Origin of the sequence: Gardnerella piotii, assembly GCF_003397585.1 — a bacterium.
Lineage (GTDB): Bacteria > Actinomycetota > Actinomycetes > Actinomycetales > Bifidobacteriaceae > Bifidobacterium > Bifidobacterium piotii.
In genome coordinates, this window is record NZ_QJUV01000001.1 from 376704 (window position 1) to 399481 (window position 22778).

18 protein-coding genes and 2 tRNA genes are annotated in these 22778 nt (G+C 44.4%); 16 read left to right on the top strand and 4 right to left on the bottom strand.

From position 1 onward, the window contains the following. The first annotated feature begins 118 nt into the window (after positions 1-118). From D0T20_RS01755 to D0T20_RS01765, 3 genes are all read left to right on the top strand, one after another. Positions 119-2197 (top strand): ABC-F family ATP-binding cassette domain-containing protein, encoded by a 2079-nt coding sequence (locus D0T20_RS01755; protein ID WP_116438223.1) that lies wholly within the window; start codon positions 119-121, stop codon positions 2195-2197. Positions 2198-2282: 85 nt separating this feature from the next. Next, positions 2283-3047, top strand: a complete 765-nt coding sequence (rph, locus tag D0T20_RS01760) for a ribonuclease PH (protein ID WP_016805681.1) — start codon at positions 2283-2285, stop codon at positions 3045-3047. Between the two features lie 75 nt (positions 3048-3122). Continuing rightward, entirely contained in the window at positions 3123-3806 is a 684-nt protein-coding gene (locus D0T20_RS01765; protein WP_032815653.1) for a non-canonical purine NTP pyrophosphatase, read from the top strand. 70 nt (positions 3807-3876) lie between these two features. Here D0T20_RS01765 and D0T20_RS01770 read toward each other — a convergent pair. Both D0T20_RS01770 and D0T20_RS01775 read right to left on the bottom strand, forming a co-directional pair. Then, a tRNA-Leu gene (locus tag D0T20_RS01770) sits at positions 3877-3957 on the bottom strand. Positions 3958-3993: 36 nt separating this feature from the next. Further along, a tRNA-Thr gene (locus tag D0T20_RS01775) sits at positions 3994-4066 on the bottom strand. A gap of 335 nt (positions 4067-4401) precedes the next feature. Here D0T20_RS01775 and pgi point away from each other — a divergent pair. The 9 genes from pgi to D0T20_RS01820 all read left to right on the top strand — a co-directional run bounded on the left by pgi (position 4402) and on the right by D0T20_RS01820 (position 16065). Further along, on the top strand, positions 4402-6096 hold the full coding sequence (pgi, locus tag D0T20_RS01780) for a glucose-6-phosphate isomerase (protein ID WP_116438224.1): 1695 nt from the start codon (positions 4402-4404) through the stop codon (positions 6094-6096). A gap of 245 nt (positions 6097-6341) precedes the next feature. Continuing rightward, positions 6342-6485: a hypothetical protein gene (locus D0T20_RS06365; protein WP_162862638.1), complete on the top strand. Its 144-nt coding sequence runs from the start codon at positions 6342-6344 to the stop codon at positions 6483-6485. Positions 6486-6609: 124 nt separating this feature from the next. Further along, positions 6610-8358, top strand: coding sequence for an ABC transporter permease (locus D0T20_RS01785; RefSeq protein WP_116438225.1), 1749 nt, complete (start codon positions 6610-6612; stop codon positions 8356-8358). A gap of 138 nt (positions 8359-8496) precedes the next feature. Further along, complete coding sequence (locus D0T20_RS01790; RefSeq protein WP_116438226.1) at positions 8497-10029, top strand: ABC transporter ATP-binding protein; 1533 nt, start codon at positions 8497-8499, stop codon at positions 10027-10029. A 257-nt stretch (positions 10030-10286) separates the two neighbouring features. Beyond that, entirely contained in the window at positions 10287-10655 is a 369-nt protein-coding gene (rplS, locus tag D0T20_RS01795) for a 50S ribosomal protein L19 (protein ID WP_004127473.1), read from the top strand. 35 nt (positions 10656-10690) lie between these two features. Beyond that, positions 10691-11644: a signal peptidase I gene (gene lepB / locus D0T20_RS01800; RefSeq protein WP_016636362.1), complete on the top strand. Its 954-nt coding sequence runs from the start codon at positions 10691-10693 to the stop codon at positions 11642-11644. 76 nt (positions 11645-11720) lie between these two features. Beyond that, on the top strand, positions 11721-12404 hold the full coding sequence (locus D0T20_RS01805; protein ID WP_116438227.1) for a ribonuclease HII: 684 nt from the start codon (positions 11721-11723) through the stop codon (positions 12402-12404). A 330-nt stretch (positions 12405-12734) separates the two neighbouring features. Beyond that, on the top strand, positions 12735-15308 hold the full coding sequence (locus D0T20_RS01810) for an ABC transporter ATP-binding protein (RefSeq protein WP_162862658.1): 2574 nt from the start codon (positions 12735-12737) through the stop codon (positions 15306-15308). After that, entirely contained in the window at positions 15292-16065 is a 774-nt protein-coding gene (locus D0T20_RS01820) for an HNH endonuclease family protein (protein WP_116438229.1), read from the top strand. The genes D0T20_RS01810 and D0T20_RS01820 overlap by 17 nt, the downstream gene beginning before the upstream one ends. A gap of 142 nt (positions 16066-16207) precedes the next feature. On the opposite strand, the gene serS is transcribed toward D0T20_RS01820, so the two are convergent. Next, complete coding sequence (gene serS / locus D0T20_RS01825; protein ID WP_004131752.1) at positions 16208-17494, bottom strand: serine--tRNA ligase; 1287 nt, start codon at positions 17492-17494, stop codon at positions 16208-16210. 118 nt (positions 17495-17612) lie between these two features. Here serS and trxA point away from each other — a divergent pair, with 118 nt between their 5' ends. The 4 genes from trxA (at position 17613) to D0T20_RS01845 (ending at position 22237) form a co-directional block, all read left to right on the top strand. Beyond that, on the top strand, positions 17613-17990 hold the full coding sequence (trxA, locus tag D0T20_RS01830) for a thioredoxin (RefSeq protein ID WP_004133384.1): 378 nt from the start codon (positions 17613-17615) through the stop codon (positions 17988-17990). 254 nt (positions 17991-18244) lie between these two features. Further along, positions 18245-19249 (top strand): aggregation-promoting factor C-terminal-like domain-containing protein, encoded by a 1005-nt coding sequence (locus D0T20_RS01835; protein WP_116438230.1) that lies wholly within the window; start codon positions 18245-18247, stop codon positions 19247-19249. A 229-nt stretch (positions 19250-19478) separates the two neighbouring features. Next, positions 19479-21137 carry an MDR family MFS transporter gene (locus D0T20_RS01840; protein ID WP_116438231.1) on the top strand — a complete coding sequence of 553 codons (1659 nt, stop codon included), beginning with the start codon at positions 19479-19481 and terminating at the stop codon, positions 21135-21137. Positions 21138-21445: 308 nt separating this feature from the next. After that, on the top strand, positions 21446-22237 hold the full coding sequence (locus D0T20_RS01845; protein WP_016636371.1) for a DeoR/GlpR family DNA-binding transcription regulator: 792 nt from the start codon (positions 21446-21448) through the stop codon (positions 22235-22237). Positions 22238-22432: 195 nt separating this feature from the next. On the opposite strand, the gene D0T20_RS06445 is transcribed toward D0T20_RS01845, so the two are convergent. Next, a complete protein-coding gene (locus tag D0T20_RS06445; RefSeq protein ID WP_223293480.1) occupies positions 22433-22603 on the bottom strand; it encodes an ORF6N domain-containing protein in 171 nt (56 codons plus the stop codon). Between the last annotated feature and the right edge of the window lie 175 nt (positions 22604-22778).

The following is a 22778-nucleotide window of genomic DNA, read 5'->3' on the forward strand; positions in this document are numbered from 1 at the left end:
AGAAGCAGTGCTTCTGCCTTGAGCGGCTCAGCGCTCCGAATTGCCTTTTCGCGCTACGCTTTAAGCGAAAAGGCAGGTCGTCGCGAATGGTATAGCAGCACGGCTATATTTGTGAGTTATGCCTACTTATGATTTGGGACTAGAACATGTTTCCCTTGAATTTGCAACAAAAACGATTTTCAAAGACGTAACTCAAGGTGTTTTTGAAGGCGACCGCATAGGAATCGTAGGCAAAAACGGAGATGGAAAATCCACTCTTTTAAAGCTTCTTCAAGGCGCGATTGACCCAGATTCGGGAAGAGTTACGCGTAGAAATGGCCTAACTTTTGGCATTTTAAGCCAGCGAGACCCGCTAGACGATAATGCTACGGTTCGCCAGGCTGCGCTAGAAAATCGCCAGGATTACGAGTGGGCTGCAGATTCAAAGCAGCGAGAAATTGTGGAGGCTCTTTTGGGTGGAATCAACCTTGAAGCTAAGGTTGGTACGCTTTCTGGCGGCCAGCGCAGGCGCGCGGATTTGGCAAGACTTCTGCTGCATGATTGGGATATTTTGGCTTTGGATGAGCCTACGAATCATCTTGATGTGCTTACAATTCATTGGCTTGCGGAGCATCTTTTGCACAGATGGCAAGATGGTCAGGGCGCGCTTTTGCTTGTTACGCACGACAGGTGGTTTTTAGACGAAGTTTGCTCTTCTATGTGGGAAGTTCACGATGGTGCAATCGACCCGTTTGAAGGCGGCTACAGCGCTTACATGATGCAGCGCGTTGAGCGCGAACGCCAGGCGGATGTTCGCGAGGAGCGCAGGCGGAATTTGGCTCGTAAAGAGCTTGCGTGGCTTTCTAGAGGTGCTCGTGCTCGTTCTACAAAGCAAAAATTCCACGTTAAGCAAGCTCGCGAGCTTATAGCAGACGTTCCGCCAATGCGAGATACGCTTGAGTTAAAGCGAATGGCCACTTCTCGACTTGGCAAGCAAGTTGTTGATTTGATTGACGTTACGCAAATTTTTGAGGATTCGTCAAAGCCTGCTGGATCCGATGCAAATATTGTAAAATCGCCATTTTCCCAGCCTACGCATGATGGTAGCGTTACGATTTCTGTAGACGAATCGCAAGCAGCCGTACAGTCGCAAGCAGCTGCCGATTTGTCGCAAGAATCGCAATTATCGCAAGAAGAATCGTCATTAAAAGAAACGTGTGCAGCATTACAAAAAACGATTAGCGGCCGCATGATTTTAGACAATCAAACGTGGCTAATAGGACCTGGAGACCGATTCGGTATAGTCGGAGCTAATGGAGCTGGAAAATCAACGCTTTTAAGCATAATCGACGGATCTTTGCGTCCAACTAAAGGTCATGTAAATATTGGCAAAACTGTAAAATTTGCTGTGCTTTCTCAGCGCTTAGAAGAGCTGGAAAAGCTTGGAAAATATAAGGTTAAAGAGGTTTTGAGCCGATACAAGCCAAGCTACATAATTGACGGCAAAGAAGTGACTCCTGGTCAGCTTATGGAGAGGCTTGGTTTTAAGCCAGAGCAGCTTATGACGCCGATTGCAGACCTTTCGGGCGGCCAAAAACGCCGCATGCAATTGCTTTTGATTCTTCTAAACGAGCCAAATGTGTTGATAATGGACGAGCCTGGAAATGATCTAGACACCGACATGCTTGCAGTTATGGAAGATTTACTAGACACATGGCCAGGCACTTTGATTGTTGTATCTCACGACAGATACTTGCTTGAGCGCGTGACTGATCAGCAGTTTGCATTGATTGACGGCAAGATTCGCCATCTTCCAGGCGGAGTTGACGAGTATTTAAATATTATGGAAGACTATGAGCGCGCAAATATGCAAGAGTCTAAGGCAGATTTTGCGGCGAGTTCCAGTGATGGTTCCAGCGCGGTTGCTGGCGATTTGCTAGATGCGGATTCTGCGGAAAAATCCAATCAAAAATCCAATCAAAAATATGAAGCAAAATTAAGCGGAAAAGCGTATTACGATGCTACAAGAAGAGTTGCTGCAATAGAGCGCAAGCTAGAAAAGCTTGAAGAAGAAAAAAGCGCGATTGAGCAAAAAATGGCAAGCCACGATCCTAGCGATTTTGTTGGCTTGCAAGAGCTTAACGAGAAGTTGCAGGCGAATCAAAGCGAATCTAGCGCGTTAGAAGAAGAGTGGCTTACGCTTAGCGAGCAAATTTGATGCAAAAGTCTACAGTTTTGCAGATCGATTTTGCTCAAGATTAATGCCGCGTGCTAGTTAATGCCGCGTGCTAAATTGTTGAATTATGGCTCAAATTAAGGATATGTTGGAATCTGTAAAACCTATTCGCTTTGATGGCAGAGACGTGGACGAGTTGCGGCCAGTAAAAATCACGCGCAATTTTACAAACGTTCCAGAAGGCTCCGTTCTTATTGAGTGCGGAAATACGCGCGTTATGTGCACTGCCACTTTTACTATTGGAGTTCCGCGCTGGAGGCGAGACACTGGTTTAGGTTGGGTTACAGCCGAATACTCAATGCTTCCAAGAGCCACTGCCGAACGCACCGATCGCGAGTCTGTTAAGGGCAAAATCGGCGGACGCACGCACGAGATTAGTCGTCTTATTGGTCGCTGCCTTAGGGGCGTTATAGACATGAAGGCAATGGGCGAGTGCCTTATTCAAATCGATTGCGATGTTCTTCAAGCAGATGGCGGCACGCGTACAGCTTCGATTACGGGTGCGTATGTGGCTCTTGTGGATGCGCTAAATTGGGCCGAAAAGCACAAGCATATTCGCAGCGCTAAAAACGTTATTAAAGACTCTGTTTCTGCTGTTTCAGTGGGCGTGATTAATGGCACTCCAATGCTTGATTTGCCTTATGTAGAAGATAGTCAAGCTATGACAGATATGAATGTTGCTATGACTGGTTCGGGCAATTTTATTGAGATTCAAGGCACAGCGGAGCATCGCCCGTTTAATCGCGATGAGCTTAACGTTTTGCTTGATTTGGCAGCTAAGGGGAATCGTGAGCTTCAAGCGGCTCAGCGTGCAGCTTTAAGTCAAAATTAAATAAAAGTCAAAATTAAATAAAATTTATAAAAATTTATGTCTGTTTATTCGATAAATTACTAAGGAGTGGCGAGCGTGAAACTTGTTGTGGCAACGCATAATGAGGGTAAACTCGTTGAAATTAAGCGGATTCTTAACGAAGAGTTTGCGGAAATATCGGAGCATATTGAGCTTGTTACTGCTGGCTCTTTGGGGCTTCCAGACCCAGTGGAAACAGGCGTGACTTTTGAGCAAAACGCGCTAATCAAGGCTAGAGACGTTGCGCAAAGAACTGGATTACCTGCGGTTGCTGACGATTCTGGCTTGATTGTAGACGTTTTGGGCGCGGCTCCAGGCATACTTTCTGCTCGCTGGAGCGGTGTTCATGGAGATGACAAAGCAAATAATGCGCTTTTGCTTAAGCAGCTGGAAGATATTCCAGACGAATGCCGAACTGCGCGATTTAGATGCGCGGCGGCTCTTGCTGTTCCTAAAGACTGCGTTGATGCGGATCTGGAAAACGCTATGTGGAAAAATAACGGTTTTGAGACTGTTCGCGTGGGAGAGATGGTTGGGCGCTTGATTCGTGAGCCTAGAGGTTGCAATGGTTTTGGCTACGATCCGCTTTTTGTGCCAAATAATCAGCCCGTTAGGGATGGCGTTCAAATGCACGATTTAACTAGCGCGCAACTTAGTCAGCAAGAAAAAAATGCGATTTCTCATCGCGGCAACGCTTTGAGGGCGATTTTGCCTGAGTTAAAGGCGATGTTTATTGAGTAGTTGCGATTTAATTTGCGATTAGTAGTGGTGATAAACTCACGATTTTAGCTTGCGATTAAACTACAAAATGTGCGCGAGATGGGACTTGAACCCACACGTCGTAAGACACAGGAACCTAAATCCTGCGCGTCTACCATTCCGCCACTCGCGCAAAATCGCCTAAACAGGCAAAAAATGGGTTTTTAAGAGCCACTTGACAGAATCGAACTGTCGACCTTCTCATTACGAGTGAGACGCTCTACCGACTGAGCTAAAGTGGCAATTGCCCGAGAAGCATTCGCGACTCGCGCACAAATCAAATACTATATATGAATATTTCGATTTTGTCTAGTGCGCCGCGCCGTAATGTTCGCATGTGTTCTAGTCAAAGTGTATTTCTGTCCGCTTTTGTGAGTATCTTGGCAATTGGAAGATGTGATGCAAGCGCCTTGCTTTAGCTCATTTTTACACTTGTTTACATTATGATTTTTGCTTACGATTCATGATGATTTTGCATTGTGTTTAAGTGTGCCAAAGATTGTGCTTAGACTTAAAACATTTATATAAAACATTTATAAATCATCACATCACTTAATAAAGATGAAAGGACCTAGAAATGGCCATCAATCCACCAGTTGACGCCGTTAAGACCCCAGAATGGGCTGCATTGCAAAAGCACTATGATGAGTTGCAATCCGAAGGCGTGAGCCTGAAGAAGTGGTTTGCTGAAGATGCAAATCGCGTGGATAAGTTGAGCTTCGAAGCTGGAGATCTCCACTTCGATCTTTCTAAGAATTTGATTAAGCCAGAAACGCTTAAGCTTTTCGCAAACCTTGCTAAGGCTGTTAAGCTCGACGAGCGCACTAAGGCAATGTACACTGGCGTGCACATTAACAACACCGAAGACCGCGCAGTTTTGCACACTGCTTTGCGCCGCCCAGCAGAAGACGCTGGCAAGTTTATTGTAGACGGCCAAGATACTGTTGCCGACGTTCGCGAGGTTTTGGGTCGCATTTACGATTTTGCTAACGAAGTTCGTTCTGGCGCTTGGAAGGGCGTTACTGGCAAGAACATTAAGACTGTTGTAAACATTGGTATCGGCGGCTCCGACTTGGGTCCAGTCATGGTTTACGAAGCCTTAAAGCCATACGCTGACGCTGGTATTAGCGCTCGCTACGTTTCTAACATTGATCCAAACGATATGGCAGAAAAGACCAAGGATTTGGATCCAGAAACCACGCTCTTCATCATCGTTTCCAAGACTTTCACCACTTTGGAAACTTTGACTAACGCTCGTAGCGCTCGCACATGGTTGCTTAACAAGCTTCAGGAGAGCGGTGCTATCGACGGCAGTGACGCAAAGAAGGCAGAAGCTGTTGCAAAGCACTTTGTGGCTGTTTCTACCAACCTCGAGAAGGTTGAAGAGTTCGGCATTAACCCAACCAACGCCTTTGGCTTCTGGAACTGGGTTGGCGGCCGTTACTCCGTTGATTCCGCTGTTGGCACTTCTTTGGCTGTTGTTTTAGGACCAGAGCGCTTTGAGGAATTCTTGAAGGGCTTCCACGCAATCGATACCTACTTTGTTGAGACTCCATTCGAGAAGAATGTTGTTGTTCTTCTTGGTATGCTCAACGTTTGGTACCGCAACTTCTACAAGGTTGCTTCCCACGCTGTTCTTCCATACGATCAGTACTTGCATCGCTTCCCAGCGTATTTGCAGCAGCTCACTATGGAATCCAACGGCAAGTCGGTTCGCTGGGATGGCACTCCTGTAACCAGCGAAACTGGCGAAATCTTCTGGGGCGAACCAGGCACCAATGGCCAGCACGCTTTCTACCAGTTGATTCACCAGGGCACTCAGCTTATTCCAGCTGATTTTATTGCCTTTGTAAACACGCCAAATCCTACTAAAGATGGCGATCAAGATGTGCACGAGCTTTTCTTGGGCAACTATCTTGCACAGACTAAGGCTCTTGCTTTTGGAAAGACTGCAGACGAAGTTCGCGCTGAAGGCACTCCAGAGGAGATTGTTCCAGCTCGCGTATTTAGTGGCAACCGTCCAACCACTTCCATCTTTGGCGATGCTTTGACTCCATTTAGCTTGGGTGAGTTGATTGCTCTCTACGAGCACATCACCTTTGTTGAAGGCACTGTTTGGGGCTTGGATTCTTACGATCAGTGGGGTGTGGAGCTTGGCAAGCAGCTTGCAAAGCAGATTACTCCTGCAATCTCTAAGGATGATAGCGCTTTGGCAGCTCAAGATGCTTCTACGCAGAGCTTGATTCGCTTCTACCGCGCTCATCGCAAGTAAGTGAGCGAGTAGCAATCTTATTTGATTGTTGATTTAAAGCATCTTGTTGAAAAGCCTCTTGGCGTCTACTTGTCAAGGGGCTTTTTTGTACGTGATTTGGGTTAAATATGGTACAAAGTGCGTCGATTGGTTCCGCTTTTTGTACGTGTTTTAGGCCAAATATGGTACAAAATGCGGAAAGTTTGTTGCTTGACACAAGATTGGCGATATTTTATAATTAGCACGAACTTAAGGAGGTGATTGCTGTGAAACATGACAGTACGGGTTGTAATCAAAGTTCTAATACTGTTAACGCTGTTAGTGACGATTCAGACAGTGTTAGTAGTAGTACGGACGTTCCTCCTGAATATAAAAAAGCCAGCAATCGCCGCCAAAATACTTGCGTTTAGTGATTTAGTGATTTAGCTGATTAGGCTTACTAGCTTTATTGGGCTTACTAGCCTTATTAGTATTACGCAAAATAGTGGTGATAAGCGGCTCTCAAAGAAAATACGCGTTACCAGAGGACTTATCATGACAATATTTACAACATCTGGAAAAAGTAGTGCCAGCGCGCAAGTAGACGAAAACACTCGTTTTTGGTCCGACATTATTGTGTGCGTTGGCATAATCGCACTTTTTGGAGTAAGCGCTTTCCTTTTGCAGCGCATTAGCCAGCCGATTGGACCTAGTGGCATACCTTCCGCGGTTTCAACAGACCTTATTAATTTGCCTTATTACACGCTTAGATCCGTGTTCCGCATGATGCTTGCGCTTATAGCATCGCTGATTTTTACGATTATTTACGGATCTCTTGCAGCGCGCAGCCGTCGCTTGGGCAAGGTGCTTATTCCGTTGTTAGACATTTTGCAATCCGTTCCAATTCTTGGCTTCCTTTCGGCTACAGTAACGATTTGGCTTGTTATTTTCCCAGGATCGATGATGGGCGTTGAAGCCGCTTCGATTTTTGCGATTTTTACAAGCCAGGCTTGGAATATGACTTTCTCATTCCACCGTTCGCTTTTAAGTGAGCCTAAGGAGTTAGACGAGGCAGTGCGCAGCTTGCAACTTACGCATTGGCAGAGATTCTGGGTGCTGGATATGCCAAATGCAATGATTCCGCTGCTTTGGAATTGCATGATGAGCGTTGGCGGCGGATGGTTCTTCCTTACTGCTTCCGAGATGATTTCCGTAAACAATCACACTTATGCGCTGCCTGGAGTAGGTAGCTTTGTTGCGCAATCTGCTGCAGAAAACAAGCTTGGAAATATTTGGTGGGCCATTTTATCCATGATTATTGTTGTGCTTGCAATCGACTTCTTCCTTTGGAAGCCGCTTACCGCGTGGGCAGAGCGATTCCGCATAACGCAAAGCGCGTCCGATGAAGAGCGAAAGAGTGCGATTTTAACGCTGATTCGTCATTCGCATGCCGACGAAGTTATTAGCAAGCTGTTTTCGCCTATTCGCGAGTGGCTGGAATTGGCTACGCGCCCATTCGGACGCACGGGTGCAAAATGGCCTCGTAAAGCGTCTGCCCGCAAGCTTGGCGATTTAGTTTTTAACGTTGTAATGATTGTTCTAATTATTGCTGCGGCTGCGCAAATGCTTTACTTTGTAGCAACTCGTACGGGTTTGCAAGAGTTTGTTACAGCTGGAGCGTTAGGCGCTTTGACTTTTGTGCGCGTTGCAGTGTTGATTTTTGTAAGCTCGCTGATTTGGGTGCCAGTAGGCGTGTATATTGGCATGAATCCTAAGATTTCTCGCGTTATGCAACCTGTTGTGCAAATCTTGGCTAGCTTCCCAGCAAACTTTATATTCCCATTTGCAATGATGTGGTTTATGGCTTGGCACATTGACCTTGGCTGGGGAAGTATTATTTTGATGGCACTTGGCACGCAATGGTACATTCTGTTTAACGTTATTGCAGGCGCTAGTGCGATTCCAGACGATTTACGAGAAATGACAAGAAGCTTTAGATTAAATCGTGTACTTAAGTGGAAGACTCTTGTTTTGCCTGCGATTTTTGGATCTTGGTGCACCGGCGGAATTACGGCCGCTGGCGGCGCTTGGAACGCTTCGATTGTTGCAGAGATTGTTGAATACGGCAAGAATCACATGGCAACTCAAGGTTTGGGCGCGTATATTACGAATGCAACAACCGTTGGTGATTCTGTAAAAACGCTTGTGGGAGTAACTGTTATGAGCTTAATAGTTGTGTTAAGTAATCGACTGTTCTGGGCGCCTTTGCAAAGGTACTCCGCAAAAAGATTCGTGTTGAATTAAGCGATTGGCTAATCGCAAGTAACCGATGATTAGTTGCTTGTTAGTTGCCATTAATCGCTAAATCAATATAAATAAAATCAATAAATTCAAAAATTAAACTTATAAACTTACAAACTTTACGAAAAGATTGGCAAAATTATGAACACTTTGAACAAAAACGCGCAAAAGGCTGCGCAGTCTTCAATTACAAGCGACATTATTGACGCAAAGCACATAAGCCAGAGCTTTACTTCGGATAGTGGCACTACTCAGCACGTACTTCACGACATATCGTTTACGCTGCGCGAAGGCGAAATCGTTGCAATTCTAGGGCGTTCTGGCGCGGGAAAGTCAACCTTCTTGCGAACAATGGCAGGCTTGATTCAGCCAACAGAGGGAACAGTTACATATCGCGGACGCGAGCTTACTGGTCCAAACCCAGGAGTTGCAATCGTCTTCCAAACCTTTGCTCTTATGCCATGGCTTACAGTTCAAGACAATGTGGAGCTTGGCTTGCGCGCTAGAGGCGTTAGTAAAGAGAAGCGCACGGAGCTTGCGCTCGCAGCAATAGATGCAATCGGCTTGGACGGCTTTGAAACAGCGTACCCAAAGGAGCTTTCGGGCGGTATGCGCCAGCGTGTAGGTATTGCTCGCGCGCTTGTTTTGCGCCCAGACGCTTTGTTTATGGATGAGCCATTCTCGGCTCTCGACGTTCTTACAGCAGAAAATCTTCGCCAAGAAGTGCTTAAGCTTTGGTCTAGCGAAGAACGCGATATTAAGTCGGTTGTAATCGTTACGCACAATATTGAAGAAGCTGTGCAAATGGCGGATCGCGTGGTAGTTTTGGGCTCTCATCCAGGTCATTTGATTGCAGATGTGCAAGTTGATTTGCCTCGACCAAGAGACAAGCATAGTGCTGAATTTGAGGCGATGGTAGATAATCTTTATGCTATTTTGACTGGCTCGAATCCAGAAAGCGATCTTGAATCGCAGAATGCGGATTCGTCGGCTGCTAGCGATTCGTCTAGTGCTGCTAGCGACTCTTTGCCTGCGGAGCAAGCGGATGCGGAAGAAACTGAGGCTGCTGCAATCGCAGATATGCTTATTCAAAAGCATCACGATGCAGAAGTGGAAGCTAAACAAAACGAAGAGCAAGCGGATGCGGGCGAGCAAAAGCCAGAGCCAGTTGCTGTGCGCTTGCTGCCTAATGCAACGCCAGGAGGCATGGCTGGTTTGCTAGACGTTATATCGGAAGAGCCAGATGGCATTGATTTGGCTGATTTGGCTGCGGATTTGTCGTTTGAAATCGATGACTTGTTCCCGCTTGTGGATGCTGGAACAATGCTTGATTTGCTAACAGCAGAAAATGGCCATATTACGATTACGCAAGCTGGTCAAGAGTGGCATAATGCCGACATTTTGCACAGCAAGCAGGTGTTTGCGCGACTTGCGATTGAGCATGCGCCTCTTGTTCACGCGATTGACCAGGCTTTGAGTCGAAACCGCAACGGCAAGCTTCGCGGTGAGTTGATTTTGGATTTGCTTCGCAGTAAGCATACGGACGCTTTGGCTCGTCAGCAATTTGATATTGCGATTAGCTGGGGCCGTTATGGTGAGCTTTTTGACTACGATGCAGACGACGACGAGTTAACGCGTACTGTTGAAACAGCGCCGCTTAATGGCGTTGCGTGATAAAATAGTGCGAAATAGTGCTAAATAATGTCCATTATTGAGCATAAATTTATGTTCGTATGCTTTCAATAAGCGGATGCCGCATAGTCTGCTTATTAGTAGTCTAGCCAGCTTTTGAAGATTGGCGGATGTAAGCCCCAAAAAGCAAACTTTTTGGGAAAGATTATTCAAAGTAAAGTTAAAAAGTCAAAATTAAAATTAGACAATTTACTTTGATAAAACTTGCGCTGATATGCGGCGGCGATGGAGGAATTATTATGGTGAATGCTGTAGAAGCATTTGATGCTAAGCATCTTAAGGCTGCAGAAGAAATCCCAGCTTTCCGTCCTGGAGATACTGTTGACGTTAACGTTAAGATTCAGGAAGGCAACAACACTCGTATTCAGACCTTTACTGGCGTAGTTATTGCTCGTAAGGGTGCTGGCGTTCGCGAGACTTTTGTTGTTCGTAAGGTTAGCTTTGGTACTGGTGTTGAGCGTCGCTTCCCACTTCATTCTCCAGCTATCGATTCGATTAAGCTGGTTCGTAGTGGTCGCGTTCGTCGCGCTAAGCTTTACTACTTGCGCGCTTTGCGTGGCAAGGCTGCTCGTATTGCCGAGCGTCGTGACAACAGCGCTGCTAAGTAAATTTATTTAGGTTAAGGATTTACATAAGGATTAATATGCATTCCGAAGACTTGCAAAATAGCGATAATCATATTGTTAATGTAGCAGGTCACGGCTTGAATCCTTCTCCTGTTCCACCCGAGCCAGAAGTCAAGCGTAATCTTGCTTCTGGCTTTGGTGTTATGAGCGTTTTTAATTTTGGCTCTAAGAGTGCTGGGGCTGGTATGCACTCTAAACATTGCAAAATCAGGGGAAATCACGTTTCTGGTAATTGCGTGAATAATCGCGATTATACGAATTACGCTTTGCGTGGTAATAATTCGGAGCAAAATAATCGTCAAAATTCTCAAGAGCAAAATGGCTCTAAAGCAAGAACAGTAAAGCTTTTCAAAACTTCTTGGAAAGAGCTTATTGCTTGGTATCTTGTTCCTATTATTGTTGTGATTCTTTTGCGTATTTTTATTCTTGGCGTGTATTTTATACCGTCGGGATCTATGCTAGACACAATTCATATAGGCGATTACGTTGTTACATCTAAACTAACTCCTAGGGTTTTTCCGCTAAATCGTGGGGATATTGTTGTTTTTGAAGATCCCGCTAATTGGCTAAGTGGAGAAAGCAGCAGTGGTGGCATTCTTGCAGGCAAAGATTTGATTAAGCGTCTTATTGGTCTTCCTGGAGATACAGTTGAATGCAAGGGAGATGGCGACCCGATTTTGGTTAATGGCGTTCCAGTTCTTGAATCTGCTTACATTAGACCAGGCGTAAGTCCGAGCGCGTTTGCGTTTAAGGTAAAAGTTAAGCCAGGTCACGTTTTTGTTCTTGGAGATAATCGCGCTAATTCCGCGGATTCTAGGTACCATAAGAACGATGGAGACGACGGTTTAGTGCCAATTTCTAAAATTGAAGGCGTTGCGTTTATGCGTTTTTGGCCACTTAATCGTATGGGTATTTTTGAAAACCACAGCGATGCTTTTGACGATGTAAAAGCTAAATCTGCAAATAAGTAGACGTAAGTAGACGTAATTAAGCATAAGTAGATATCGCAAATAAGTAGTGCAAATAAGTAGTTAAGAGTAGGCAAATTTGGCAATTATTCCATCTTTTGACTTTGAACAAAACCTTATAAGCAGCGGATTTGACTGGGTTATTGGCTTAGACGAAGTTGGCCGCGGTAGTCTTGCTGGTCCTGTTATGGTTGGTGCAGCGCTTTTTAGTGCGCAAAAGATTAAATCGGGTAGTTTTCCGCAAGGTTTAGCGGATTCTAAGCTTCTTAATGCGCATAAGCGGGAGGGTTTGCTGGATCCTATTGAAAATTGGTGCAATGCTTTTGCTGTTGGCTCTTGCACAAATCGTCAAATTGACGAGTGGGGTATTAGCTACGCTCTTGGTGTTGCTGCGATTAATGCAATTAACGATGTTCAAAATCGCATGTGCTCTAGCCTTAAAGATGCGCGGATTGCTGCGATTTTGGACGGTCCGTTCAATTACGTTGGCAAAGCTTTAGGTGCTTTTGATGCACCTAGTATGCAATTTTCTGTAAAAGTTCACACTTTAGTTAAGGCAGATCAAAAGTGTGCTAGTGTTTCGGCGGCTTCTGTTATTGCAAAGGTGACTCGAGATTCGTTGATGATTGATTTAGCACAAAATCCAAAATATGCTGTTTACGATTGGGCGCATAACAAGGGCTATGGTTCTAAAGCGCATAGGGATGCGATTCTTGAGCACGGCGCTAGCGATTTGCACCGTTTGAGTTGGCATTTGGGGTAGTGCGCATTTTGTGTAGCTAGCAATCTACAATTCGGCGTGTTGATGCCTGGCGTTTAGCGTAATCTTATGTGTTGTAATAGGTAGCGAATCTGTGTGTTAGAGAGTGCTTGTAAAAGTGCATTTTACGGGTTTGAAAAGTGATTTATAGTGCTTTAAGAGTTTAGATGTTAGATGTGCTGTGAGTATTAGATTTGTTTGATGTTTGATGTTTAGATATTTAGATGTTTGTCTGCTTTTGTGTTTGTTTGCACTGGTTAAATGTGTTCGCTCTTATGCATAGTATAACTACGTTGATTTTGTAGGTTTTATGAACAAGAAAAGGATAGTTAAATGATTAGTCGTTTCTTTGCTTTTGTTCCAGGTGTTAAACATCTGGTTGCCTTAAGAGCGGCGTGTCTTGCTATATCTTCTCTTGCAAACATCGGTTTTGTGTATGTTTGTGTTGGTATTCTTTCGCCTATTTTGATTCCAGCAAAATATACTGGTAAATCTTTGCTTAGCTCCGTTGAGTTAACGTCTTATTTGATTTCGCTTGTTGGTATTTTGATTATAAAATACATTGCTTTCCATCAATCTTGTATTTTTTCTACCGAGATTGGCACTCGCGTAGCTATGAAGCTTCGACCGAAGATGTTGCGATCTATGATTTCGCTCAGTTCGGCTAACCGTAATGATTCTGTTGAATATTCTTCGATTTGCGTAAATGAAGATATTGCTTGGGTTCAGCGTTGGGCTGGTTTGCTTTTGCCGCAAATTTTTGCAGCTTTTCCTATGCCTTTTGCTGTTAGCATTGCGTTGTTCTCAATCAACACTTATCTAGCGAGTATTTGCCTCGTTGCGGCCGTTTTTTCTGCTTTAGCTCTTTGTACTGCGCTTTATAACATTCGTGTTTTGTTGCGTTGTTTGTGCGCTTTTTTGACGTATTTTATGGTTGCTGTTGCTGTTGTTTGCACGGTTTGGCTTCTTTCGGTTAGGTCTGTTGGTCTTCCTGCAGCAATGCTAACTTTGCCGCTGCTTATGTTAAGTGTGGATCCAATTCGCAGAGTTGCTAATTGCATGCATATTAAAAATCGTGCTGTTTTGGGGCTAAATAATATTGGCGATTTGTTCAAAAGTGTTGCTGCTAATGGTGGTTCTTCCAATAATTCATCTACTTTGGATTCCGAATATTCACAATCCGTGCTAGAAAAAATAGACAATAAGTCGTCTTTGAGTATTCCAGATGGCGCTAGCAACGTTTCTTTGCATGTTCGTTGTAATTTTGTTAAGAATAATCGTCCTTTGCGAGCTTCCTTTAATGTTTCTAGTGGAAAACTGAATGTAATGCCAAGCGAGTATTACGATTTAGTTGCGAATAACGTTCTTAATGGCGTTACTTTTAGTTCTAAATCAAACGTTGCGCTATCTTACAGTGATAGTTACGCTTTGCCTGATTTGGGTGCGGATTCGCCATTTGTGGCATCTGATTTTGGCGATATTGTGGGAAATCCTTCTTATATAACTCTAAATAACGTAGATCCTGGTGCATTGGCGGATCTTGTAACGATTGTTCGCAAGAATAGTCACATGTTTTCTGCCACTTTGCGAGAAAACTTACTGATGGCGTCTAAAAATGCTACTACAACGTCTATGTGGCAGGCACTTGGAGCCGCTCGCGCGGATGGTGTTGTTTATGCAGATTACAACGGTTTAGACTTGCGCGTAGAAAATATTCATGCCGAAAATAAGCAAGACATTCTTAGGCGACTTGTTATGGCACGCGCGTTGATTCGCCGCACGCCTGTATACATTTTTGACTATTCTTCTAAAAACATTAGCGCTAAAGAAGCTAAAAACTTATGCGATATTTTGCGCAAAATTGCCAAAAAAGCAACTATTCTTGTATTCCTTCCAAGCGATAGCTACGCCACTAGTGCAGACAATTTAGTTAAAGTTAGTGTGTTTAGTGATTCGCGTGCGCGAGCTGCATCTGTAGGCACACTAAGTGGCGATTCAAATGGCGATTTGCGCGCGCAAAGTGGCGATTCAAATGGCGATTTAAGTGGCGATGAGCGTGAAAATGAGCGTGAGAATATTGCGCATAATAGTGGCAAAAAATCAAAAGTGTCTTACTTAAAGAAAGCATTATTTGCCATTCTCAGTGCCTTCTCAACTGTAATAAACATTGTTTGTGCTTTGCTGATTCCTGTTTGCGCAATCGCAGCAATGTTTGCTATAGCAAGCAGGCCGCTTTTTGGCTTAGGTGTTAAAGACTACGTTCTTGTTGTAGTTGTTTGCGCATGCTTAAGATGCTTAACGCTTGTTGCGTCTTTTGCAGGACTAGACCTTCATCACGCTCACTTACACAAGGCAGGTCTTAGTATGAGCGTTGGAATGATTCTTTCGATTATTCCAGCAATCGTTTTGCTAAGCTATTTTAGTGTTCAAATCGCGATTTTTGCGTCTGTGATTTGTTTGCTAATCGTGTTTGTAATCCCAGGATTGTTTAGTTTGAGCCTTAAAAGCTTTATTAATAAAGTTCATCTAGATCAAAAAATGGTTGAACTAGAAGTAGACGATGTGGAACTTGGTTTGCAAGAAGTATTGGCATTCCGTCAAGGAGACTATTGCGTTAAGCGAGTTGTTGACTCAATGCGGAAGTTGGCTCAGCAACGCGTAAGATTATCGCGCAAAGTCGGCAGAATGCAAGCGATTCTTATGTCGGTTTCTCTTATTGGAATCGCAAACGCAATAATGCTTGTTTCTAGTACAATCCACCCACTTGTAACTAAGAATCCACAATGGAACGTTGTGCACGCAGTTATGGCAATCATTATTCTTATTAGCCTTATTCAGCAAGTGCTCAACATTGTTATACGTCGTATTCCTTGGGTTGTAGATATTAATCATGCTGCGCAATCGTAGTAACCGTAGCGGTCGTAGTAACCGTAGAGTAGGTGATGCGCGCTATAGCAACGCTCCAATCTCTAGGAGCGTAACGTCTTTTATATGGCTTATTGCGCTCGCGATTCTTGTAGGAATTGTTATTGGCTTAGTTTTGCCTAAAATCAACCAAGATGTTGGAAATATCACTGGAGAATACGTTGCCAGTGGAGATGCTGCAGAAAAGCTTAGCAAGTTAAAAGTAGATAAGTCGCATGCTTCTGGATATAACAGAAGCGTTTTTGGGTATAGAACAACAGACGATGATAAAAACGGTTGTGATGTTCGAGAAGACGTTCTTGCGCGTGATTTAACGCATGTTCGCTTTAAGTATGCGGGATCTTGCAAAGTGGCGTCTGGGCTTTTACACGACCCATATACAGGATTAGATATTAACTTTGTGCGAGGCAGAAAAACTAGCGCGCTTGTTCAAATTGATCACGTTGTGGCTCTAGAAAACGCTTGGCAGTCGGGTGCTTGGAAGTGGAATCGTGCTAAGCGACTTAAGTTTGGTAACGATATGCTAAACCTTCTTGCCGTGCAAGGAGCAGCAAATCAAGAAAAAGGCTCTGCTTCCGCAGCCTATTGGCTTCCATCTAATAAGTCTTTTAGATGCGGTTATGTAGCTAGGCAGATTGCTGTTAAGTATAAGTACGATCTTAGCGTTACAAGCGCCGAAAAGCAGAGTATGGCGTCTGTTTTGCACGGGTGTTCTGCGCAAGAGTTGCCTACAAAGTAGAGTGGCGCTGTGTTGTTGCGTTGTGGCGCTGTTGCGCTGTTGCGTTGTTGTGCTGTGCAAATAAAAAAGTGTGCAAACCAAAACTGATTTGCACACTTATTAATCAAAGTTAATATTAAAGGCTTAAAGCTATGTTAGGCTTTTAGGCTTCCCACTTAGTAGGCTCAATAACCTCTTTGCCGCCCATGTATGCTTGCATAGCTTTTGGAATGTCAATCGAACCATCTTCGTGCTGATGATTTTCCAAAATAGCAACAAGCCAGCGAGTAGTAGCCAAAGTGCCATTAAGCGTGCTAACTGGGCGAGTTCCGCCATCTTCTATGCGCTCGCGAACATTCAAGCGACGAGCCTGATACTCAGTGCAATTAGAAGTAGAAGTAAGCTCGCGGTAGCGACCCTGAGTTGGCACCCAAGCTTCGCAATCAAACTTGCGCGCAGCAGAAGAGCCAAGGTCGCCAGCAGCGGTATCGATAATGCGGTAAGGCACTTCCACCTTAGCGAGCATCTCTTGCTCCATTCCAAGCAACTTTTGATGTTCTGCGCGAGAATCTTCCTGCTTGCAATAAACGAACATTTCTACCTTATCGAATTGATGCACGCGAATAATGCCAGAAGTATCTTTTCCAGCAGCACCAGCTTCTCGGCGGTAGCAGCTCGACCAGCCACAGTAGCGCAAAGCGCCATTGCTTAAGTCAAGGATTTCATCCTCATGCATGCCAGCAAGAGCAACTTCGGATGTGCCGACTAGGTATTGATCATCTGGCTCGCGAAGGCGATAAATCTCGTCTGCGTGCGAATTCAAGAATCCAGTTCCTCGCATAACTTCTGGACGCACAAGTGTTGGCGTAATCGCAAGCGTAAAGCCGTGCTCTTCTGCTTGGTCTACAGCCATTGTAAGCATTGCGATTTGCAAGCGAGCTACAGCTCCGCGCAAGAAGTAGAAGCGAGAGCCTGCAACCTTAACGCCTCTGCGCATATCGATTCCAGCAACGCCAGTTCCAAGAGTCAAGTGGTCTTTTGGCTCAAAGCCTTCTGCTGCAAAGTCGCGAGGTGTGCCAACCTTCTTAACAACAACGTAGTCGTCTTCTCCGCCTTCTGGAGCTTCGTCTTCTACAATGTTAGAAAGCTTCCACATTGCTGTTGTGTAGTCGGCAGTAGCTTGCTCGGATTGAGCCTTAAACTGTGCAACTTTTTGCGCTAACTCTTTTGTTTGTGCAATAAGTTCGGCTTTTTGGTCTGCGCTTGCGGCAGCTACCTTTTTGCCAATTGCTTTTTGATCGGCTCTAGCTGCCTCAAATGCCTTTAAGCTTGTGCGGCGCAAATCGTCTGCGCGAAGCACTTCATCGACAAGTTCTACGGACTCGCCACGCTTGCGTTGCGACTCCTTAACTACGTCGGCATGTTCACGAATAAATTGGATATCAAGCATGTTTTCTAGCCTAGTGCCGTAAGGCGACAGATAATGCGTATGAGCATGGTGCGAATGGCATACGCAAATGAGCATGTGTGCGTGTAAAATTTATTAAATATTGTTTTAAGGAGTAAAAATGGCACTTATTCACGCTACTCAAGAAGATTTTGAGAAGATTGCAAGCACCAACGAGGTAGTTGTTGTTGATTTTTGGGCCACTTGGTGCGGTCCTTGCCGTGCTTTTGGGCCGATTTTTGAGCAAGTAAGCGCAAAGTTTGAAGATGTTCCGTTTGTTAAGGTAGACATTGATCAGTCTCCAGATTTGGCGAGTGCAGCTGCGATTAAAGCGGTTCCAACAGTTATGGTTATTAAGCGCGGAGATGTTATTTATCGTCAAGCTGGCGCTTTGCTTCCAGCTGATTTAGAAGATTTAGTTAATCAAGCTAAGGCTTATGATCCTAGTAAAGATGATGAAAATAATAAAGATAATGAAGGTGATTCTGTAAGCGAGTAAAGCGAATTTAAGGATTGCGGGGAATAGTCGCAAGCAACCGCTCATTTTATGTTTTGTAGCAAAGTAGCAAATCAAAGTAGACAATAGGCGATTCGCGAATAGCACACAAAACCTTGATTTTTAGGGCTTCTCTTTACGTAAGACTACAATTATATATACTTTGTGCAAAAAGTCGTATGACTAAAAGTTATATAACGAAAAGTCGTATAACGTTTTAGGTTTACACTTTGCACTAACTTCTATCAAGGAGAGTTATGACAAGTCACAGAAAGAAAACTGTTACGCTTACTTCATTGAGCATGCGTCAATGGGCAAGAGTCGCAGTGATTTTTGTTAGTATTGTGGCTGTTGTAGTTCTTGGAATTGTTTCTCGAAACTTTTATTCTGGTTCCAAATCAAATTCCGCAAAGTCTTATGTAACCGCCTATTCGGCTACAGATAGCGAAAATCAGGTTTCTCGTGGTGTATACAGAAACTCGCTTAAACCATCTAAAAAGGGCGCAACTTCTTATATTACTGTAAATATAAATGGCCATCATCGCGCGGTTTTTGGAACAGATTTTACAAATGTTAAGTCCGTTTTAGAAGCGGGAGACATAACTTTGGATTCGCACGACGTTGTTACGCCGTCTCTTGATTCAAAGGTTAGCGAGTCTACAGTTATAACTATTAAGCGTGCGGGAGCAAAGTTAGAAACTTCCGACGAGCCTATTGCGTTTAATACGGTTAAAAAAGAGACATCTGCTCTTCCAAAAGGTACGGAAAAGGTTAAAGAGCAGGGTGCACCTGGCGTTATGGAAACGAGCAAAATCGTTACGCGCGCTGGTAAAAAGATTGTGTCTTCCAACGTTTTTGTGTCTTTTGTTAAGCAAGCTCCAAAAGATAGGGTTGTTCTTGTTGGAACTGGCGGCGCTAGTGTAGATTCTGATTTTGCTGCTTCGATTGGAACCACCGTTCCAGCAGGCGAGATGCAAGAGTGGGCTCATTCGTGGTTGCTTTCAAATGGGTACAACGAGGCTGATTTTACTGCTACCGTGTTTATTATTTCGCATGAATCTGGTTGGCGCGTAAACGCTATGAATCCTTCTGGCGCATACGGTTTGCCTCAAGCTTTGCCTGGAAGAAAGATGTCTTCTATGGGAGCCGATTGGGCAACTAATTATCAAACTCAGCTTCGTTGGTTCTGGAATTATTGCAATGGTCGTTATGGCTCAATTCAAGGCGCCTACAGGCATTGGCTATCGCACAGAAGCTACTGATTTGGCGCGTAGATACTGATTTGGCGTGTAATGAATATTTTGAGAATCGTTGGTTTTTGAGAATCGTGTGTTTGTAGTTTGTAGTTTGTAGCTTTGTAAACAACAAACTCACGGAGTAGACTTATAGGCTTGTTTTAAGGCGATTATTGTAGAGTCGAGTATGTTTCTTGGTTTTGCAATAATCGCTGATTATTTTATGCGTGTTTTGCGAATATGGAAGGAAGTTTAAGTGACAATATTGCCTAGAAAATCATGGTTTAATAAGAGTAGTGACTCTGTTAGCAAGTCTTATAAATGCAAGCCTTTTGGGAATTTGAGTGAACTTAGCCATGCTCTTGTTGGTGAGCAAGCGTATAAGAACAATCGTCTTACGCGAGCAGCCTTGGTTTCTTTGGCAATTCTAACTTTTATAACTTTTATTGGTAATTTTGCTCAATTGCAACTTACGGCCGCGCTGCCAACGATTGTTCGCGAATTTAACATCAGCGTTACTACAGGTCAGTGGCTTACGTCTATTTTTCAGTTGATTATGGCCATTATGGTGCCGCTTACTGCGTTTTTAACTAGGCGATTTTCCACGCGTCAAATCGTTATATCGTCTATGATTCTTTTTACGCTTGGCTCTATTATGGCGTGGCTTAGCAATGATTTTATTATGGCGTTGGCTGGCCGCACTTTAGAGGCGATTGGCACTGGCGTTATGTGGCCCGTGTTGCAAATCACCGTGTTTTCTGTGTATCCAGTAACGCGGCGCGGAATGGCTATGGGCAGCGTTGGCATGGCTATGAGCATTGCGCCGGCAATCGGACCAACTGTTGGTGGCATGCAAACCGATTTCAACGGGTGGCGTTCAATCTTTTTGTCACTTAGCATTATTGGCGTAATTTCTATTGTTCTTTCTGCGTTCTTCTTGCACAATTTTGGCGAGCAAGATCGCAGCGCAAAAGCCGACTTTTTCTCCGTTGGACTTTCGATTATTGGCTTCGGCGGCGTTATGTTTGGCTTTACAAACATTGAAGCGTACGGAATTTCTAGCGCGTTTTCTTGGGCGCCTATGCTTGTTGGAGCGTGCGGAGTTGCATGGTTTGTTGCTAGGCAGTTGCGCGCGCACGCGAGTGGTAAGCAACCACTACTTGGCATTAACGTTTTGAAAAATCGCTATTTTACAATTGGAACGGCTTGCGCATGCTTAACGTTCTTTGCGTTTAGCTCGATTATGGTTGTTATTCCGCTTTATATTCAGTCGGATCGCGGTTTTTCTGCTACTATGAGCGGCCTTGTGCTTTTGCCTGGCGCGTTTGGAATGGCCATTTCGCAATACTTTGGCGGGCGTATGCTCGATCGTTTTGGCGTGCGGCCAGTGGCAATGGCTGGCTCATTGATTTTGCTTTTTGGCACAATCATGATGAGCCTTATAGACATGCACACATGGATTTGGTGGATTTCTATTTGGCAATTTACGCGTCAAATTGGTATGGGATTCTTGCTTATGCCTGTTACAACGTGGTCGTTAAACTGTTTGCAACAAAGCGAGCTTGGCGACGGGTCGGCTGTGACTAATACAATGCGTCAGCTTTGGGGTGCGATTGGTGCGCCTGTGCTTGTTGTAACAATGGCTACTTTTACGCAATGGCATCACGTGCTTACGGGTGTTGGAAGCGCGGATAATGTTGCGGCTAGTATTTTTGGCGTGCAATGGACTTTGCGAATTAGCGCGATTATTACGGCTATTATGGCGTTGATTGTTATTTTTGGCGTTAAGGGAGAAGGCGCTGGCTCTGCTCATCAGCTTGCGCGCAGGGCGATTGACCGTATGCGCGTTTTGCACATTCCGCACGCATCGGAGCATAAAGACGTAATGCACGATCATACGCATCATCAATACTGATATTCGCTTGCTGCTTGCATGAGCGCGCTTAGACCGCGCGAACGATATTTCCGCTTTTTGTACCAAATTTTGCCTAAAAATGGTACAAAACCCGGAAAAAACTTCCGCTTTTTGTACCAAAATCCGCCTAATTTACGTACATTTACCGGCATGTCACTTAACAGCCTAGTTTGTTTTATTACAAGCATTTGTTCGTTTTGTTGAGTTTTGCCAGATTTTACGTGATTTTTGTTAAATACCTAACGTTTTGAGCCTAGAAACGCTCATCTGCGTTTGTTTTTTGCGTTTACTTGTGCGATAATGTTCACATGATTTCTTCACAGCGTCAACAATTGATTTTGAGCCGCCTTCGCACCAGGGGAGCCGTGCGTATTACTGCTCTTTCTAAGGAACTCGCCGTTTCTGCAATGACAATTCGCAGGGATATTGCGGAGCTTTCGGATCGCGGTCTTCTAAAACGCGTGCACGGTGGTGCTGTTACAACTAACACGCTTCTTTCAGAGCCGCTGTTTTCCGTAAAGTCGCAGATGGATATGGGTCTTAAGGATGCAATCGCTACTAAGGCGGTGGATTATGTTCAGCCAGGGGATGTGATTGCAATAGGTGGCGGCACAACCGCATACGTGTTTGCGCAGCATCTTCTTGAGTCGCGCAGGGCGTCTGGAATCACGATTCTAACAAATTCGATTCCAGTTGCGGAGCTTGTTCAAGCGCTTGAATCCAAAGATATTGAGGTTATTGTTACGGGCGGTGTGATTACGCGTTCCAACTCGTTGGTTGGGCCTATTGCCGATAAAGTTGTTTCGTCTTTGCGCGTAAACACAGTATTTTTGGGCACGCATTCCGTTAGTTTGCCTCGCGGGTTCCTTATGCCAAATTCGCTGGAAGCCGCTACAGATATGGCTTTGATGGATATTGCGGATCGCACGATTATATTAACGGATCATACTAAGTGGACTTGCACGTCGCTTTCGCTTTTTGCGAGATTTGACCAGGTTGACACGGTTATTACAGACGATTGCTTAGATGCGGATTCGCAGCTTCGCACTCGCGAGTTGGTTAAGAATCTGGTTCTTGCGCCAACGGTTACTGGTGAATAGCTTGCATAAGAATAGCTTGCGTGCGCTTTGACTACGCTCGCGGCGATCTGTCTTCGCGCAGCTAACCTGCGCTAACGATTCTCGAGTAAATTAACTCCGCACTTTGTACGTGATTTATGTCAAATTTGGTACAAAGTGCGGAGTTATTTTCTGGGTTTTGTACGCGCGACGATCTGCCTTTCGCAAGTTGGAAGTCTACTTCTGACCACTCTGTAATGCCGTTAGTATATAAATACTCTGATTAGTAAAAGCATAAGGTGTTGACCTGCTTTTAGAACTAATATTTGCGGTCAAAAAATTTGATTGCAAATATTTCAACTCAGATTTGTTTAATTGAAACATAAAGTTGTTATCAAATTTTTCTATGTTATTTTTACTTGCTGATTGAACTCTCTTGTACTGTACCCATAGATTTCAGCAAGCTCAAAATCAAGCACAAAATAACATACTTACTGCAATAAATTATGACCGGAGCGCTGAGCTTGCTCAGGTTAAAATCACACCGTGCTTTCAACGCAAGCGGGGTCTGCTGCGTCTCGAT